Source organism: Streptomyces lusitanus (assembly GCF_042647945.1).
GTDB lineage: Bacteria > Actinomycetota > Actinomycetes > Streptomycetales > Streptomycetaceae > Streptomyces > Streptomyces pseudogriseolus.
The window spans coordinates 83,441-102,523 of the sequence record NZ_JBHRWL010000003.1; the positions used below are offsets into that span (position 1 = coordinate 83,441).

7 protein-coding genes are annotated in these 19,083 nt (G+C 75.0%); 5 read left to right on the forward strand and 2 right to left on the reverse strand.

The window, feature by feature from the left end; all coding sequences use genetic code 11:
- Positions 1-327 precede the first annotated feature (327 nt).
- From ACFOSY_RS04870 to ACFOSY_RS04880, 3 genes are read left to right on the forward strand one after another with little or no spacing between them, the layout of a single operon-like run.
- Entirely contained in the window at positions 328-1,698 is a 1,371-nt protein-coding gene (locus ACFOSY_RS04870) for an NDP-hexose 2,3-dehydratase family protein (protein WP_394305455.1), read from the forward strand.
- A gap of 11 nt (positions 1,699-1,709) precedes the next feature.
- Positions 1,710-2,909 carry a Gfo/Idh/MocA family protein gene (locus ACFOSY_RS04875; RefSeq protein ID WP_394305456.1) on the forward strand — a complete coding sequence of 400 codons (1,200 nt, stop codon included), beginning with the start codon at positions 1,710-1,712 and terminating at the stop codon, positions 2,907-2,909.
- Complete coding sequence (locus ACFOSY_RS04880) at positions 2,906-3,733, forward strand: VC0807 family protein (protein WP_394305457.1); 828 nt, start codon at positions 2,906-2,908, stop codon at positions 3,731-3,733. Before ACFOSY_RS04875 ends, ACFOSY_RS04880 begins: the two co-directional genes overlap by 4 nt.
- An 82-nt stretch (positions 3,734-3,815) precedes the next feature.
- Here ACFOSY_RS04880 and ACFOSY_RS04885 read toward each other — a convergent pair whose 3' ends face one another.
- Together ACFOSY_RS04885 and ACFOSY_RS04890 are read right to left on the reverse strand one after the other, a co-directional pair.
- Positions 3,816-4,337, reverse strand: coding sequence for an RNA polymerase sigma factor (locus tag ACFOSY_RS04885; RefSeq protein ID WP_394305458.1), 522 nt, complete (start codon positions 4,335-4,337; stop codon positions 3,816-3,818).
- A 126-nt stretch (positions 4,338-4,463) separates the two neighbouring features.
- Positions 4,464-5,765, reverse strand: a complete 1,302-nt coding sequence (locus tag ACFOSY_RS04890; protein ID WP_449343578.1) for a phthiocerol/phthiodiolone dimycocerosyl transferase family protein — start codon at positions 5,763-5,765, stop codon at positions 4,464-4,466.
- 639 nt (positions 5,766-6,404) lie between these two features.
- On the opposite strand from ACFOSY_RS04890, the gene ACFOSY_RS04895 reads away from it, so the two are divergent.
- The gene (locus tag ACFOSY_RS04895; RefSeq protein WP_394305460.1) at positions 6,405-15,245 is read left to right on the forward strand and encodes an amino acid adenylation domain-containing protein; all 8,841 of its coding nucleotides are present in this window, start codon (positions 6,405-6,407) and stop codon (positions 15,243-15,245) included.
- Positions 15,238-19,056: a type I polyketide synthase gene (locus ACFOSY_RS04900; RefSeq protein WP_394305461.1), complete on the forward strand. Its 3,819-nt coding sequence runs from the start codon at positions 15,238-15,240 to the stop codon at positions 19,054-19,056. Before ACFOSY_RS04895 ends, ACFOSY_RS04900 begins: the two co-directional genes overlap by 8 nt.
- Positions 19,057-19,083: the final 27 nt, after the last annotated feature.

The window sequence follows — 19,083 nt, forward strand, 5'->3', positions numbered from 1 at the left end:
CCCCCGCTGCTCCCCTGCCCATAGCCAGGTCGGGCGGCGGGCCGCAAGGCGGAATGACTAGGCGAATGCTCGAATCCGATCGGGCACGCTGAGGAATGCCGCATTCGGTTGGCGCTTCTTCCGGTGCGGCTGCCGGCCGTTTCCGGTTCGGCCGCCGTCCCTGTGCGGGCGGGTGCCGTTTCGTCGGCTCGGGTGCCGTTGTTTTCGGCTCGGATGCCATTCCTTCGGCGCGGGTGCCGTTCTTACGCGCGGACATGTGACCGACGGCGCTCCGGCCGGTGAACCGTCCGTGGGGCCGTGGGCCTCGAGTGAGGGAAGGTCGTATCCATGACACCGACGAGCGCGCCGGCGCCGTCGCAGTCCGTGCGGACGCCCGGCGCGGCGGCTCTGGCCGCGTCCGCGGCGGCCGTCGACGGCGGCGTGCTGAGCAACGCCGGACTGGCGGCCTGGCTGGAGGACCGCCGCCGGGCGCAGACGCAGCGGGTGGAGCGGGTGCCGTTCGCGGAGCTGGACGGCTGGGCCTTCGACGAGCGCACCGGCGACCTGCGGCACCGCAGCGGAGGCTTCTTCGCGGTGCACGGGCTGCGGGTGTCGTCGGACTTCGGACCCGTACCGGCCTGGGAGCAGCCGATCATCGACCAGCCGGAGATCGGCATCCTGGGCATCGCGCTGCGCGACTTCGACGGCATCCCGCACCTGCTGATGCAGGCGAAGTCCGAGCCGGGGAACGTCAACGGGGTGCAGCTGTCCCCGACCGTGCAGGCGACGAAGAGCAACTACATGCGGGTCCACGGGGGTTCGAAGGTCCCCTACCTCGACTGCTTCCGCCGGCCCGGGCCGGGTTCCGTGGTGGCCGACGTGCTCCAGTCGGAGCAGGGATCGTGGTTCCTGCGCAAGCGCAACCGGAACATGATCGTCTCGGTGGGTTCCGACGTCGAGGCGGGCGAGGACTTCGCCTGGCTGACGCTGGGACAGGTGAACGCGCTGCTGCGCGAGGACAACCTCGTGAACATGGACGCGCGCACCGTGCTGTCCTGCCTGCCGGACTGGCGGGCGCACGCCGCGGAGGCGGCGCACCCGGACACCGACGTCCGCAGCTGGATCACCCGCCGGCGGGCCGAGCACGAGGTGCGGGTCACCCCGATCGGGCTGGCGGAGACCAAGGACTGGACCATGGGCGACACCGAGGTGGCTCATGTGCAGGGCCGGTACTTCAGCGTGGTGGCGGTGGACGTCGCGTCGGCCCGCCGGGAGGTGCGGGCCTGGTCCCAGCCCCTGCTGAAGCCGCACGGGACCGGCCTGGCCGCGCTGGTGGTGCGGCGGCTGAACGGCGTGCCGCACGCCCTGCTGCGGGCCCGCGCCGAACCCGGCTTCGTGTCGGTCGTGGAACTCGGCCCGACCGTGCAGTACACGCCGGAGAACTACGCGCACCTGCCGGCCGATTCCCGACCGGCCTATCTGGACGAGGTGCTGGCCCGTCGCGCCGGCGCCGTGTACGACGTGAAGCTCTCGGAGGAGGGCGGACGCTTCCTGCACGCCCAGAGCCACTACGTCGTCGTCGAGACCGACGACGACCTGCCGGTGGTCTCCGACGAGTTTTGTTGGGTCTCCCTGCGCCAGGTGGACGAACTGCTGCGCTACGGCCACCATCTGAACGTCCAGGCGCGGACGCTGATCGCGGCTTGGAGGTCGCTGTGACGGACGGGACCATGACGAAGGAGACCGCGGCGAAGGACCCGGCGACGACGGGCGCCGCGACGCAGACGCCGGAGCGCACGGTCCGGCTGGGCGCGCTGGGGACCTCGTCGATCGCGTGGCGGCGGGTGCTGCCCACGGTGGTGCGCACGCCGGGGCTGCGGCTGACGGCCGTGGCGGGCCGTACGGCGTCGAAGGCCGAGGAGTTCGCGGAGCGTTTCGGCTGCGCGGCCGAGGAGGACGCCGAGGCGCTGCTCGCCAGACCGGACATCGACGCGGTGTACATCTCGACGCCGACGGGACTGCACCACCGCTTCACCGAGCAGGCGCTCAGGGCGGGCAAGCACGTCCTGGTGGAGAAGCCGATGGGTGTGGACGCGGCGGAGGCGCGGGCGCTGTGCGCGCTGGCCGCGGAGGGGGGTCTCGTCCTGCGGGAGAACGTCATGTTCCCGCACCATCCGCAGCACGCCCATGTCCGCGGCCTGATGGAGTCGGGACGGCTCGGCCGGCCGGCCTCCTTCCGGGCGGAGTTCTGCATCCCCCCGCTGCCCGAGGACGACATCCGCCACGACGCCGCACTGGGCGGCGGCGCGCTGCTCGACCTCGGGGTGTATCCCCTGCGGGCGGCCTCGCTGCTGCTCGGGCCGGGTCTGGAGGTGGCCGGGGCCACCCTGCGGGTCCGGCCCGAGGACGGGCTCGACCTGTCGGGCCAGGTGCTGCTGGTGTCGCCGTCCGGCGTGCTGGCCGAGCTGGCCTTCGGGTTCGAGCACGCCTACGCGTCGGCCTACACGGTGTGGGGGGACCGGGCCCGGGTCACCGTGACGCGGGCGTTCACCCCGCCGCCCGCCCACCAGCCGCTGGTGGTGCTGGAGGAGCAGAACCGCGAGGAGCGCCTGCACCTGCCCGCCGCCGACCAACTGCGACTGCTGCTCGAGGCGTTCGCGGGACAGGTGCGCCGGGGCGGGGCCGGCCCCGAGGAGAGCGCCGTCCGCGCGGAGGCGGTCGCGGCGATGGAGCTGGTGGACGCCGTGCGCGCCACGGCACGACGCGTCCCGGTCCCCCACCACCCGTACGGCGCGCCTGCTCGACCGCCGCACGCGGCACCGGAGTCGTCGCCGGCGTCCGACCGCCACACCCGGCCGTCGGACGTGCCCGCACAGCCCTCGAATCCGCCCGGCCGACCGTCGACCACCCCACGGGAACACCGTTCATGACCTCCCCCACATCCCGCCCCGGCCCCACGGGCCCCCACGCCGACCCTCCGTCCGCCGACCCGCCCGACGACAAGGAGGCCTCGTCCCCCCGCTGGGGCTTCGCCGTGACCGTGCTGTGCGACATCGTGCTGCCGGTCGGGCTCTACTACGGCCTGCGGGCCGCCGGGGCGGGCGAGATCACCGCCCTGCTGCTGAGCGGCGCCGCGCCCGCCCTGCACACGCTGCACACCGCGATCCGCCACCGCAGGACCGACGCCATCGGCATCTTCACCCTGGCCCTGCTGGTGGTGAGCTCCGTGGCCTCGCTGACGACCTCCGACCCGCGCATCGTGCTGGCCCGCAACAGCCTGTTCACGGCGCTGGCCGGCATCTGGCTGCTGGTGACGCTGTGGACCGCGCGGCCCTTCACCTACCAGGCGCTGCGCTCGCTGCTGCCGGGGAAGGCGGCGCTGCTGGAGAAGCTGTGGGAGGCGGACGCGGGCTTCCGGCGGGTGTGGCGCAGACTCACGGTCCTGTGGGGCGTGGGTCTGCTGTGCGACGCGCTGCTGCGCGTGGTGATGGCGTACACGCTCCCCGTCGACACCGTGCCCGCCCTGGACGGGGCCCTGTACGCCGTGTCGTGGATCGGACTTCAGGTGGTCACCCAGGTGGTGCTGCACCGGACGGGCACGCTGGCGAAGATCTTCGGTGACCGCGGTCCGGGCCGCCGGTTCTCCTTCGGCGCCGGGGCCTCTTCCGACACTGATGCTTCTTCCGAGGCCGGGAAGGACGAGTCCCCGACCGCGTCCGACGACCGGACCACGACCAGCGACCGGACCGGCTGACCCGCACCCCCCAAGTGCTCCGCCCCGAACCCCCGTACTGGATGCGGGGGTTCGGGGCGGAGCACTTGGGGTCAGTGGGTCCTCAGGCCGCCGACGGCTGCCAGGCCTCCTGGAAGCGGCGGCGGGCGCGGTGCAGGCGGGAGCGCACCGTTCCGATGGGCAGGGAGAGGGTCTCGGCCATCTCCTCCTCGTTGAGGCCGTACACACGCAGGGTGAGCACCTCGCGGTGCGCCGTCGACAGCCGTTCCAGTACGTCGTTGATGTAGACGGTGTCCAGGGGGTTGGCCTCGTACCGGGCCTCGACCGGCGAGCAGGGCACCGCGTCGCCCAGGCGCTTGGCCGTACGGACGGCCTCGCGGACGGTGACGGAGCGGACCCAGCCGTAGAAGGCCGCCGGCTCCCGCAGGCCGGCCAGACCCCGGTAGACGGCGAGGAGGGCTTCCTGGGTGGCGTCGGAGCTGTTGTCGTGCGCGATGGACAGGCAGATCCGGGCGACGTACGGCGTGATGCGGGTGAGCAGGTCGTTCATCGCCTGGTCGTCGCCCAGCTGGGCCTGGCGCAGCAACGCGGGGAGGGGGGTGGTGGGTTCGTGCGCGGTCTTCATCTCGGAGGGTCGCTCCTTGGAGGGGGAAGCCGGTGGGAGGGGCCGCGTGCCGGGGAAAGGGCCGCGTGCGCGGGGAGGGCCGGGGGTCCGGGCCTCGGACCGTGCCCGGGGCCCGGACCCGGGGCCTCAGACCGCGGCGGCGGTGACGGGCGGCTCGTCGCCGGTTTCGGTGAAGGCGAGCAGCGCGGCCTGGACGTCGTCGCGCAGCTCCCGCATGAAGGCCGGGCTGAAGCACGCGGTGTAGTGCGGGAACTCGACGGCCAGCCGGCCGTCGAAGGAGACGACGCAGGCCATCAGCGGGCTGCGGCCCGCCTGCGGGAAGTACTGCTCCCGGGCCGGCACGAGACGCACGTCCGTGAGCTCCGTCCCCTCGGGCAGCCGGGGACCGGACACGGAACCCATGTTGGTCACGATGACCGTGCCCATCTGGAGGGCCGGGTGCTTCGGGACCTCCGTCATGATCCGCATGTCCTGGAAGTGGTCGCCGCGCTCGATGGCCTCCCGCAGGTGGGTGCCGAGGTCGCGGGCCAGCGCGAGGGGATCGGTGCCGGTGTCGACCTCGACGGCGTGCAGGTGGGTGGTGACCGCGGCGACCATCGTCGAGGCGGGCACCGGCGGGTCCAGCCGCGACCGCAGGTCGACCGGCGACAGACAGCCCAGGACGCGCGGGCCGTCACCGCCGAGGCGCCGGCGGACGACGGTCAGCAGCGCGGAGCCGATCAGGCCGTGCACGGAGACGCCCGCCGCACGCGCCGACTTGCGCAGCCGTTCGGTCCGGTCGGCGTCCAGGAGCAGCCGGCACACCTCGATGCGGTGCTCGTCCCCCGTGGCGGGCGTCTGACGCGGCGTGTCGTAGGGCAGCAACTCGACGGAGCGGCCCTCCGTCTCGGCCACGCGGCGCCGCAGGTACGCGGCGGTCTCCGCCTCGTCGACGGGCGGCAGCAGTTCGCTGACGGGCGTCGGCCACACCGGCTGCTCCGGCGCCGTCGCGGGCGCCTCAGCCTCAGCCCCAACCGCAGCCCTGGCCGCGTCACCGTCCTCGACGAGCGTCCGGTAGCGGTCCCAGAGGGTGTTGAGCAGCGTGATGGCGCTGTGCCCGTCGGTGACGGTGTGGTCCACCGACACGACGAGCAGGTGGCGGTCCCCTCCTGGCTCACTGGCCAGGACCGCGCGGGTCAGGGGGGTGCCCACCGGCAGCGGGGTGTTGAGCTCCTCCTGGTACACCTCGTCGCCGCCGGTCCGCACGGTCAGCCGGGGCCGTTCGGCCTCCCCGAGGAGTTCGAGGGCGTATCCCGCGCCGTCCTGGACGATGCGGGTGCGCAGGGTGGGCTGCTCGGCCGTCACCGTGTCGAAGGCCCGCGACAACGTTGCCGCGTCGACGGGCCCGCGCAGTGCGCAGGAGAGTACGGCTCTGCTTCTCTGACCCACGTAGAGGGTTTCCACGGGACACAGCACGCGTCGCATCGTTCAGCCTTTCTCGCCGCCTCCGTTCTTTGTCCACGGGAACGGCAGGCGGTCCTTCGCCGCGGGAATTTCGGGAGCTTCACAGGAACGTTGACGAACTCACAGGGGAGCAGAAGAGAGGAAATCCGAAGCGGAAGCCACCGGACAAGGCGCGCAGGGCATGCTTAGGGGTTTCCTCAGAACACCCTGTGTGGTCCGGCGGATTCGCCCCGCACAGGGCCGGCGGCACGTTACCGCACGGCACCGCCGGCCCCGGCCCCCGCCCGCCGGTCCGCGTGCCCGTGCCCGTGCCCGTCCGGAATTTCTTAGGTGTTTTCCCAGGAATGATTTCCCGGCTGCGGGAAAGGGCGCTTGACGCTCCATCGGGCCTCGTGCAAGGTGATCCGGCGGCAGGTGACCGCGGTCCGCTCCGCGATTCCCGCATTCGGGCACACGACCGTTCGACCGCCGTCCTCTCCGCCGGACATCCCCGGGCACGCCGAACGCCGGCCGGGCCGGGCAGCGCGAACTCGGACGGCGGAAATCCGTCCGCGGCCCGCCCCGTCGCGCCGGGTCCGTCCTGTGCATTCGTGTGAAGACCGCTCGCCACTGAGGGTTGGTGCCATGTCAGTCCAAGAGGACGATCGTCGACCGCTGTCCGGGGCGCAGGAGGGACTCTGGTTCGCCCAGCGTCTCGCCGCCGGCAGTGCCGCCTACAACACCGGTGAGTACGTGGAGATCCACGGGCCGGTCGACACCGCTCTGTTCGAGACCGCGCTGCGCCGTACCGTCGCCGAGGCCGACACCTTCGCGCTCCGCTTCACGCACACCCCCGACGGCCCCCGGTGCGCGCCGGCCGCGCCCGAGGACTGGCCGCTGCACCGCGTGGACGTCAGCTCGGCCGCCGACCCGTCGGCCGCTGCCGAGGAGTGGATCCGGCGCGACCTGTCGACGCCGGTGGACATCGAGTCGGGTCCGCTGTTCTCGCACGCGCTGCTGACGCTCGCCCCCGACCGGTACATCTGGTTCCTGCGCGCCCACCACATCCTGCTGGACGGCTACAGCTACAAGCTCGTGGCGCGCCGCCTCGCCGACACCTACACCGCCCTCGCCGCCGGCGAGGAGCCCGCCCCGGCCACCTTCGAGCCGGTAGGGCGGCTCCAGGAGGAGGAGGCGGCCTACCTCGCCTCCGAGCGCCACGCACGCGACCGCGCCCACTGGGCGGAGCGGCTGGCCGGCCTGCCCGAGCCGGTACGGCTCGCCGAGCGGACCGCCGCCCCCGTCGCACCCTTCCTGCGCCGCACCGCGGACCTGACCCCGGCCGAGGCCGAGGCCCTGTCCGCGGCTGCCGCCCGCGCGGGTGTCTCCCGCACCGACCTGCTGGCCGCCGCCGTCGTCGCCTATCTGCACCGGATGACCGGCGCCGACGACCTGGTGCTCGGCCTGGCCACGATGAGCCGGCTCGGCAGCGCCGCGCTGCGCACCCCGGGCACCGCCTCCGACGTGCTGCCGCTACGGGTGCGCACCGCGCCCGGCACCCGGGTCGGCGAGCTGCTGCACGCCGTCGCCGGCGAACTGCGGGACCTGCGCCGTCACCAGCAGTACCGGGGCGAGTTCCTGCGCCGCGACCTGGGTCTGCTGGGCGGCGGGCGGCGGCTGCACGGGCCCGTGCTGAACATCGTCCCGTTCGCCGAGGACCTGGTGTTCGCAGGCCATCCCTCCACCTCCCACCACCTGTCCGGCGGGGCCGTCGAGGACCTTCAGATCTCGGTGCGCCCGGGAGCCGACCCGGCCGGGCTGTGGCTCGCCTTCGACGCCAACCCGGCGGTGTACGACGAGGCCGGACTGGGCCTGCATCTCCAGCGGTTCCTGCTCCTGCTGCGGCAACTCGCCGACGCCGCGCCCGAGACACCCCTGGCGGACGCGAACCTGCTGCTGCCGGGCGAACACCCCGAGGACACCCCGGCGCCCGAACACCAGGTGACCACCACGCTCACCCGGCGCTTCGAGGAGCAGGCGGCCCGCGCGCCCCGGCGTACCGCGGTGACCTGCGAGGGCGTCTCCGTCTCGTACGCGGACCTGAACGCCGACGCCAACCGGCTGGCCCGTCTGCTCGTCGGGCACGGCGCAGGGCCCGGCCGCATGGTGGCCCTGGCCCTTCCGCGCGGCATCCGGCTGATCACGGCCCTGCTCGCGGTGCTGAAGACGGGTGCCGGCTACCTCCCCCTCGACACCCGGCACCCCGAGCAGCGGCTGCGTCTGGTCCTGGAGGACGTCGGCCCCGTCGTCACGGTGACCGACGACGCGCACGCCGAGCGGCTCCCCTGGGTCTCGGCTCCGGTCGTCGTCCTCGGCGCCCCGGACACCGAGCGCGATCTGGCGGAGCGCCACGCCGAGGACCTCACCGACGCCGACCGCACGGGTCCGACCGGTCCGGACGACATCGCGTACGTCATCCACACCTCCGGGTCCACCGGTCGTCCCAAGGGCGTGCCCGTGCCGCACGCCAACGTGGTGCGCCTCTTCGAGGCGAGCGAGCGGCACTTCGGGTTCGGCGAGGACGACGTGTGGACCCTGTTCCACTCCTACGCCTTCGACTTCTCCGTGTGGGAGATCTGGGGCCCCCTGCTGCACGGCGGGCGCCTGGTCGTGGTGCCCTACGAGGTGAGCCGCTCGCCACGGGAGTTCCTGCGGCTGCTGCGCGCCGAGGGGGTCACCGTCCTCAACCAGACGCCGTCGGCCTTCGAGCAGCTGATGCGGGCCGACGCCGAGGACGCGCCGGAGTCCGCCGCGGACGGCCTGAGTCTGCGTCACGTGATCTTCGGCGGTGAGGCACTGCGTTCCGAACGGCTGCGCCCGTGGGTCGACCGCCACGGCCTGGACTCCCCCGCGCTGGTCAACATGTACGGGATCACCGAGACGACCGTGCACGTCACCCACCACCGGGTGACCGGGGCCGACCTGGACGACCCGCGCCGGGCCAGCGTCATCGGCCGGCCGCTGGACGATCTGCGCGTCCACGTCCTGGACGCCGCGCGCCGTCCCGTGCCGCCGGGCGTGACCGGTGAGATGTACGTGTCCGGCCCGGGCGTCGCCCCCGGCTACCTGGACCGGCCCGAGCTCACCGAGGAGCGGTTCCTGCCCGACCCGTTCGGGCGGCCGGGTTCCCGCATGTACCGCACGGGCGACCTGGCCCGGCGCCGCGCCGACGGCACGCTGGAGTACGTGGGGCGCGCCGACCAGCAGGTCAAGATCCGCGGTTTCCGCATCGAGCCCGCCGAGATCGAGGCCGAGCTCGCCCGGCACGCCTCGGTGGCGCACGCGGCCGTGGTGGCCCGCGGGATCCACGGCGACGGTGACGGCGCCGACCTGCACCTCGTCGCCTACGCGGTGCTCGCGGACGGGCGGTCCGCCGAACCGGCCGAGCTGCGCGCCCATCTCGCGGCGCACCTGCCCGAGCACATGGTCCCGGCCGCCTGCGTCCTGGTCGAGGAGCTGCCGCTGACCGCCAACGGCAAGCTCGACGTGCGGGCCCTGCCCGCGCCGGACTTCACCGCTGCCGCCGGTTCGGCGCGCCCCACCACCCCCGAACAGCGCCTGGTGTGCGGTCTGTTCGAGGAGGTGCTGCGGCTGCCCGGGGACACCGTCGGGGTGGACGACGACTTCTTCGAGCTGGGCGGGCAGTCGCTGCTCGCCACCCGGCTGCTGGCCCGGCTGCGCGCCGAGACGGGCACGGACGTGCCGATCTCCGCGCTGTTCGACGCGCCGCGGCCGGCCGCGCTCGCCGCCCGGCTCGCCTCCGGCCCCGGCGGCGGCCCGAGGACGCCCGCGCTGGCGGCCGCCGAGCGTCCCGAGCGCGTGCCGCTGTCCTTCGCGCAGGAGCGCATGTGGTTCCTGGACCGGTTGGGCGAGGCGTCCGCGACGTACAACATCCCGCTCGTCCTCCCGCTGCGGCACGCGCCCGACGAGGAGGCGCTGCGTGCCGCCCTCGGCGACCTGGCCGACCGGCACGAGAGCCTGCGCACGGTGTTCGTGCGGGACGGCGGCGCCACGTACCAGCGGATTCTGCCGCCCGGGGAGCTGCGGCCCGTGCTGCGGGTGGTGGACTGCCCGCCCGGGGAGACGGCCGCGCAGGTGGCGGCGGCCCTGCGGCACCGCTTCGACCTGACCCGTGACAGCGCCCTGTGGGCGGCGCTGTTCGGCACCGGCGAGGAGCGCACCCTGCTGCTGGTGCTGCACCACAGCGCGGCCGACGGCTGGTCGCTGCGTCCCCTCGCGGACGACCTGGGCGCCGCCTACGAGGCCCGCCGCGCGGGCCGGGCGCCGCGATGGGAGCCGCTGCCGGTGCAGTACGCGGACTACGCGCTGTGGCAGCGGCGTACGCTCACCCCCGCCCCCGAGGGGCTCGGGCGTCTCGAGGAGCTGACCGCGTTCTGGCGTGGGGCGCTGGCCGGGCTGCCCGAGGAGAGCGCCCCGCCCGCCGACCGGCCCCGGCCGCACGGCGGCACGGGCGGCGGTGCGAGCGTGACGGCCACCGTGGACGCGTCCCTGCACCGCGCGCTGCTGCGGCTGGCGGACGCCGAGGGCGTCAGCCTGTTCATGGTGCTGCACGGTGCGCTCGGCGCCCTGCTCAGCCGCTGGGGCGCGGGCGAGGACGTGGTGATCGGCACCCCGGTCGCCGGCCGGTCCGAGCCCGTCCTGGACGACGTGATCGGTCTGCTCACCAACACGGTGGTGCTGCGCACCGACACCTCGGGCGACCCCGCCTTCCGTGACCTGCTGGCGCGGGTGCGGGCGTTCGACGTGGCGGCGCTGGACCACCAGGACCTGCCCTTCGACCGGCTGGTGGAGGAGCTCAACCCGCCCCGCCATCCGGCGCGGCATCCGCTGTTCCAGGTGATGCTGGCGCTGCAGAACAACGAGCGGGCCGTGCTCCGGCTGGGCGAGGACCGGGTGGCGCTGCGCCCCACGGCGACCGGCACCGCCAAGTTCGACCTGTTCGTCGACGTGCTGGAGCGGTACGGCGCCGACCACGCCCCCGACGGCCTCGACCTGCACGTCGAGTACGCGACCGACCTGTACGAGCCGCACACCGCCGAGGAGTTCACCCAGGCGCTGCGCGCGCTCCTGGAGGCCGTGTGCGCCGACCCCGGCGTCCGGATCGGCGCGCTGCCCGCCTCTCGGGCCACCCGCCCGGACGCGGACGCCGGTTCCGCCGTCCGTGCGGCGGAGCTGGAGCGCACCGCGCTGGCGGTGCCGGGCGTGCGTGACGCGGTCGTGCTGCCCGCGACCGGGGAGGGGCCGCCCACGGCGTACGTGGTGGCCCACCGGGCGGGCGCCGTCGAGCAGGTCGAGCAGTCCTTCGGCGGTTCCGCGGAGGCGCCCCGGGTGAACGCCGTCAGCGATCTGCCGCGTACCGCCGACGGCCTGCTGGACGCCGAGGCGCTGCGGGCCCTGCCGACGGTCGACCGGCGGGCCGCGGAGGCGTGGCGGCGGCGTGTCGCGGGCGTCCCCGGTGTCCGTGAGGCGGACGTGCGGCTGGAGGACGAACCGGGGGAGCTGGAGCGCCGTCATACGGGCGCTCCGCGCGCGGCCGCCGTGGAGGTGTCGGGGGTCGGCGGCGCGGCCGAGGCGCGGGACGCGTCGGTGCCGGCGCTCAGCGAGGGTCCCGCCCTGCCCGAGCCGTCGGTACCGGACTGGGCGTCCGCGCTCACCCGCGCCGCGCGGAGCCCGCAGGGCGAGATCGTGCACGTGCGCGCCGACGGGAGCGAGACGCGGCGCAGCTATGCCTCGCTCGTCGAGGAGGCCTCGCGGGTCCTGGCCGGACTGCGCCGGGCGGGGCTGCGTCCCGGGGACAAGGTGATCCTCCAGTGCGGCGACAGCGAGGACTTCGTCGCCGTGCTGTGGGGCTGCATCCTGGGCGGGTTCGTCGCGGTGCCGCTGACGGTGCCCGCCTCGTACGCCACCGCGTCGGCGGCGGTGGCCAAGCTGGAGGGCATCTGGCGGATGCTGGGCCGTCCGTGGATCGTGGCCTCGCCGGAGAGCGAGGCGGGGCTGCGCGACCTGGCCGCGCGGCAGGAGTGGCCGGGGGTGCGGCTGACGACGGCGGACGCGCTGCGGGACGCGCCGGAGGACCGCGACTGGCATCCGGCGGACCCCGACGACCTGATCCTGATGCTGATGACCTCCGGCAGCACGGGTCTGCCCAAGGCGGTGCGGCTCACCCACCGCAACGTGCTGACCCGTTCGGCGGCCACCGAGGCCATGAACGGCCTCGGCGCGGACGACGTCTCGCTGAACTGGATCCCGCTGGACCATGTCACCGGTGTGGTGATGTTCCACCTGCGGGACGTCTACCTCGGCTGCCGGCAGGTCCACGCGCCGACCCCGTACGTCCTCCAGGACCCGCTGCGCTGGGCGGACCTCGCACACCGTCACCGGGCCACCGTGACCTGGGCCCCCAACTTCGCGTTCGGGCTGCTGGCCGAGCAGGCCCACCGCTTCCGCGACCGCGACTGGGACCTGTCGCCGATGCGTCTGGTGATGAACGCGGGCGAGGTGGTCGTGGCGGCCACGGCCCGCTCGTTCCTGCACGCGCTGCGGCCCTTCGGTCTGCCGCAGGACGTCATGCACCCGGGCTGGGGCATGTCGGAGACCTGCTCGGTGGTGACCGACTGCGTGCTGCCGTCCGAACCGTCCGGCGAGGACGAGTCGTTCGTCAGCTGCGGCCTGCCCTACCCGGGGTTCGCCATGCGGATCGTCGAGGAGCGTGACGGCGTCCTCACGGTGCTGGCGGAGGGGGAGGTGGGCCGGCTCCAGGTGCGCGGCACGTCCGTGACCCGGGGCTACCACGACAACGCGGCGGCGAACGCGGAGGCGTTCACCGACGACGGCTGGTTCGACACCGGCGACCTGGCGTTCCTGCGGGAAGGCGAGCTGTACATCACGGGCCGCGCCAAGGACGTCATCATCGTCAACGGCGTCAACCACTACAGCCACGAGATCGAGGCCTGCGTCGAGGAACTGCCGGGTGTCGTACGGAGTTTCACGGCGGCCTGCGCGGTGCGCTCCGACCCGTCGGCCACCACCGACGAACTCGCCCTGTTCTTCCACCTCGCGCCCGGCCAGGACCCGGCGGCCGTGATGCGGGAGATCGGCGGCAAGGTCACCCGGGAGATCGGCGTCAGCCCCGCGTTCCTGATCCCGGTGCCCGCCGAGGCCGTGCCCAAGACGGAGATCGGCAAGATCCAGCGCACCCGGCTGCGCAAGAGCTTCGAGGCCGGCGAGTTCGACGACGCGGTGCGCGAGGCGCAGCTGCTGCTCGGCACGGCCGCCACCCTGCCCGACTGGTTCCTGCGGCCCGTGTGGCGGCCCGCCGAGGCCCTGCACCGCACCGAGCCGCCCACCGGCCACCACACCCTGGTCCTGGCGGGCGGCGACCCGCGCGCCGAGGAGCTGGCCGGCCGCCTCGCCGGACTGCTGCGCGCCGAGGGCCGCCTGTGCACGGTCGTCACCGACGGACCGGCCCCCGAGCGCCTGGACGCGGCCCGGCACCGGATCCGCCCCGGCAGCGAGGCGGACCACACGGCGCTGCTGGCGCGCCTCGCCGAGGACGGGCGGGAGATCGACGCCGTCGTGCACCTCGGCGCGCTGCGCGGCCCGGGCGTCGCCGACGACGACACCGATGCCGCGCCGTGGGGTGAGCGGGACGGCGCCGGGTCCCTGCTGGTGCTGGCCCGCGCGCTCGCGGAGCGTCCCGGCCGGCCCCGTCCGGTGGACCTGCTGTTCGTGACCGCCGGCGCCCAGGCCGTCGCCGACGACGAGCGCCCGGACCCCTTCCACGCCGCCGCGGGCGCCCTGCTCAAGTCGCTGCGGGAGGAGATGCCCTGGCTGCGCGGCGTCCACCTCGACCTCGCGCCGGGCGACGACCGGGAGGCGGCCGAGGCGATCCTCGCCGAGAGCGCCGTCCACCCCGTGGACGCCGAGGTCGCCCGTCGCGACGGGCGCCGCCTCGTACGCCGGCTGGCGCCGCTGCCCGACCCGCTGCCCCGCACCGCGCCGCCCTCACAGGACGGCTTCCACCTGATCAGCGGTGGTCTCGGCGGGGTCGGCAGCGAGGTCGCCGCGCATCTGCTGGCCACCCCCGGCACCCGGCTGCTGCTCCTGGGCCGCACCCGGCTGCCGCACGAGGACGACTGGCAGCGGCACCTGGACGAGGCGGGGCCGGCCGTCGGCCGCATCGAGGCGCTGCGCCGGCTGCGGCGGCTCGGCGAGGTGCGGTACGAGTCCGTGGACGTCACCGACGCCGAGCAGGTGCGCGCGGCGGTGCGCCGGGCCGCCGACGCGTGGGGGGTGCCGCTCACCTCGGTGCTGCACCTGGCCGGTGCCTTCGACGAGCGGCCCGTGCGGGAGGTGACGCCGGAGGACTGGCGGCGGCTGCTGGACGCGAAGGTGCGCGGCGCGTGGACCCTGCACCGGGTCGCCGCCGGGCACCCGGTGACCTCGTTCGTCGTCTTCTCCTCCGTCAACGGCTGGTTCGGCGGCTCGATGAACGCCGCCTACTCCGCCGCCAACGCCTTCCTGGACGCCCTCGCCGTGCACCGGCGCCGGTCGGGTCTGCCCGGGCAGAGCCTGGCGTGGAGCATGTGGCGTGAGCGCGGCATGAGCCTGGGCTACCAGCTCACCTCCCTCACCGAGGCCCGCGGCTACCGGGTGCTGGAGGCGTCCGCCGCGCTGCGCTCGCTGGACTTCGCCCGCACCCTGGACGAGCCGCACGTCCTCGTCGGAGCCGACCGCACGGCGCCGTGGGTGGGCAGCCATGTGGCGGCGCCCGTACGGCAGGTGCGCCGCCTGGCCGGCCGCGTCGGCCTGGAGGAGGGCACCGATCTGGGCGCCCTGTACGCGGCCGCCGCGGAGGCGGCCGGGGCGGGCGGCGTCGCGGACGCCTGGGTGCTGCGCTCGGCGGGCACCGTCGAGCAGCCGTCGGCGGCCGGTGCGGGCGAGGAACTGCGCCGCCTGGAGAACGAACTGGCCGCCGTGTGGTGCACGGTCCTGGGCCGCGACCGGGTGTCCCGCGACGAGAACTTCTTCGACCTGGGCGGCAACTCGCTGCTGCTGGTCGCCGCGCAGACGGCCCTCAACAAGGCGCTGGGCTGCGAGCTCACCGTCGTCGACCTGTTCGCGCACCCGACCGTACGGGCGCTCGCCCGCCACCTGGCCGACCAGGGCGCAGCGCTGCCCGCCGCATCCGCCGCCCCCGCCTCGGGCTCGGCGGCGACGCCGGCCGGAACGGCGGGGACGGCCGGGACGACCGGAGCGGCGACCGAAACGGCCGGGACAGGCGGCAAGGCCGGGACGGCCGAGTCCGACGGGCTCGACCGGGCCAAGGAACAAGCACAGCGGCAGCGGGCCGCGCGCGCGGCGCGCCGCTCCGCACGGGAACGAAAGGACCGAGGCCGTGGCTGAGCCGACGGACCCGCAGGACGACGCGCTGCCCGCCGTCGCCGTGATCGGCATGGCGGCCCGCTTCCCCGGCGCGGACGACGTCGACGCGTTCTGGGACAACCTCGCCGCCGGCCGGGAGTCGATACGCCCCGTCAGCGACGAGGAGTTCCTCGCCGCCGGCGGCGACCCCGCCGACCTCGACGACCCCTCCCTGGTGCGCATGGCGTCGGTCGTCGAGGGCATCGACCGCTTCGACGCGGGCTTCTTCGGCTACAGCCCCGCCGAGGCCGCCGTCGTCGACCCGCAGCAGCGCCTGCTGCTCGAGACGGCCTACCACGCCCTGGAGGACGCGGGCCGCCCCGACCGGTTCGCGTCGGGGACGACGGGCGTGTACGCGGGCGCCGGCGACAGCCGCTACTACCCCGCCCACGTCCACCCGCGCTTCGCCGGTCAGCCCGGCAGCGTGGAGCTCGTGCACGCGGCCACCTCGAACTCCCTGGGCACGCTCGCCACCCGTATCTCCTACGAACTGGGCCTGACCGGGCCGAGCGTGTCCCTGCAGACGGCGTGCTCCACCGCGCTCGTCGCCCTGCACTCCGCCTGCCAGGACCTGCTGGACCACCGCTGCGACGCCGCGCTGGCCGGCGCGGTCTCCCTCAACCCCTCCGCGTTCCTGGGCTACCGGCACGTCCCGGGCGGGCCGTTCTCGCCCGACGGGCGCTGCCGCGCCTTCGCCGCGGACGCGGCCGGCACCTCCTCAGGAGACGGGGTGGGGGTGGTGGTCCTCAAGCGCCTGGAGGACGCCCTCGCCGACGGCGACCGCGTCCGCGCGGTGATCCGCGGCACGGCCGTCAACAACGACGGCCGCCGCAAGGTCGGCTTCACCGCGCCCAGCACCGCCGGGCAGACCGAGGTGATCCTCGCCGCGCAGGCCGAGGCCGAGGTCGACGCCGGCACCATCGGGCTGCTGGAGGCGCACGGCACCGCCACCCGCATCGGCGACCCCATCGAGGTGACCGCGCTCACCGACGCCTTCCGGCAGAGCACCGACCGCCGGGGCTTCTGCGCCCTGGGCTCGGTGAAGACCAACATCGGGCATCTGGGGGCGGCAGCCGGCATCGCCGGCGTCGTCAAGGCGGTGCTGGCGCTGGAGCACCAGCAGATCCCGCCGAGCCTGCACTTCGACGAGCCCAACCCCCTCATCGACTTCGCCTCCGGGCCGTTCCGGGTGCCGACCGCCCTGGAGGACTGGCCCGCGGCCGAGCACCCGCGGCGGGCCGCGGTCAGCGCCTTCGGCATCGGCGGCACCAACGCGCACGTCATCCTGGAGGAGGCGCCGCCCGCCCGCCCCGCGCCGCCACGCGCGCCCGAGGACGGCCGCCGGCAGGTCCTGCCGCTGTCCGCGCGCACGGCAGGCGCGCTGCGCGGCCAGGCCGAGGCCCTGGCCCGGCACCTGGAGGCGCGGCCCGGACTGCGGCTGGACGACGTCGCCCACGCGCTGCGCACGGACCGGCCCGCCCTGCGCCACAGGCTCACCGTGACCGCGGCCTCCCCCGAGGAGGCGGTCGCCGCGCTGCGGGCGGCAGGCCCGGCCGTCCCGCCGGTTCCGGAGGAGACGCCGAAGGTGGCGTTCCTGTTCCCGGGCGGCGGCACGCAGTACGTGGGCATGGGCGAGGAGCTGTACCGCGACCACGACGTCTACCGCGACGCCGTGGACCGCTGCGCCCGCATCCTGCGTCCGGTGCTGGGGCGGGACCTGCGCACGGTGCTGTTCGAGGAGGCCGACCCGGAGGGCACCGCCACGCTGCTGGGCCTGGTCGTCACCGAGTACGCGACGGCCCGCACCCTGATGGAGTCGGGCGTGCGCCCCGACGCGCTGATCGGGCACTCGCTCGGCGAGTACACCGCGGCCTGCCTGGCCGGGGTGATGGAGCTGGAGGAGATGCTGCCGCTGGTCGCGGAACGCATCCGGCTCATCAAGTCCGCCGGCGGCGCGACGGTCGGGGTGGCGGCGTCCGCCGAGACCGTGCTGCCGCTGCTCGACGAGCGGCTGTCGCTGGCCGCCGCCAACGGGCCGGCCGCCTGCACCGTCGCCGGGCACACCGAGGACGTGGAGCGCCTGGAGCGGGAGCTGACCCGCCGTGAGGTGCCGTTCCGCAGGCTGCGCGTGCCGGCCGCCGCGCACTCCCACGTCCTCGACCCGGTCCTGCCCGCCTTCGAGGACCGGCTGCGCTCCCTCACCCTGCGCGCGCCGCGCATCCCCTACGTCACCAACGTCACCGGCACCTGGGCCACGGGCGAGCAGGTCACCGACGTACGGCACTGGCTGGACCACACCCGGCACACGGTCCGCTTCGCGGACGGCATCTCCACCCTGTGGGAACGCGACCGTCCCGTCCTGGTCGAGATCGGCCCCGGCGACAGTCTCACCAAGCTCGCCCGCGCCCAGCTCGCCGACCACGAGCCGGTCTCCGTGACCACCATGCGCCACGCCAAGGCCGACAGCCCGGACGGTTTCGTCCTCGCCGAGGCGCTGGGGCGGCTGTGGTCCGCGGGCGTGGACGCGGCGCTGCCCGCCGTGGCTGGCGAGGCCGCGCCGCGGCGGGTCCCGCTGCCCGGTTACGCCTTCGAACGGCAGCGGCACTGGATCGACGCCCCGGGCGCCCGTACCGCGCCCGAGACGGCCGAGGCGCCGGAGGCGTCCGCCTCCCCCGGCACGGCCGGACTGGCGGCCCGGCCCCGCCTGACCACGCCGCACGTCGCCCCGCGCACCGCACGCGAACAGGCCGTGACGCGGCTGTGGGAGGAGACGCTCGGCATCGGCGGCATCGGCGTCCACGACAACTTCTTCGACCTCGGCGGCGACTCCATGCGCGCCGTGCTCCTCGCGGGCAAGCTGCGCGGGGCGGGCGTGCTGGACGTGCCGGCCGCGTCGCTGCTGGCCGCGCCCACCGTCGCGGGCGTGCTGGCCGCCGCCGACGAGGACACCGCGGGCGACGCCCTGGGCCCGCTGCTGCCGCTGCGGTCCGAGGGCACACGGCGGCCGCTGTTCTGCGTGCACCCCGGGGCCGGCGTGTCCTGGCGCTACACCGGGCTGCTGCCCCATCTCGGGGAGGACCAGCCGGTGTTCGGCCTCCAGGCGGCAGGCCTGGACGGCGCCCGGCCGCCCGCCCCCGACGCCGCGTCCATGGTGGCCTCGTACGTGGAGCTGGTCCGCCAGGTGCAGCCCGAGGGCCCCTACCGGCTCCTGGGCTGGTCCTACGGCGGTTTCGTGGCCCACGCGATGGCCTGCGCGCTCCAGGAGCAGGGCCAGGAGGTCGAGTTGCTCGCCCTGCTGGACGCGCCGCTCCCGCACGGCGTCCCGTACACCCCCGAGGCCGCCGAGCGGCAGGTCGCGGCGCTGCTGCTGCGCATGGCCGGGCTGCCGCTCGGCCCGGACGCGGACCTGCCGGACGTCGACGCCGTCCTGGACCGCATCGGCCGGCTGACGCAGACCGACGGCGGCTCCGCCCTGCCCGTCACGCGCGAGGAGGCCGCCGCGATCGCCGCCGTCATGCGCAACAACCTGCGCATCGCACCGGAGTTCACGCCCGGCGTCTACCGCGGTGACGTGCTGTTCTTCACCGCCGCCGAGGACGCCTCGGGCCGGGCCGGCGCCGACGCGGGCGACCTCGCCCTCGCGCCGGACAAGGCGGACGCCTGGCGGCTCCACGTCGACGGTGTCCTCGAGGACCACAGCGTGCCGTGCGGCCACTACGACATGACCGAGCCGGAGCCGATCGCCCGCATCGGCGCGGTCGTCGCCAAGGCGTTGCGCCCCGCCTCCGGCTGACGCCGGCGGCACGCGCCGCCGCCTCCC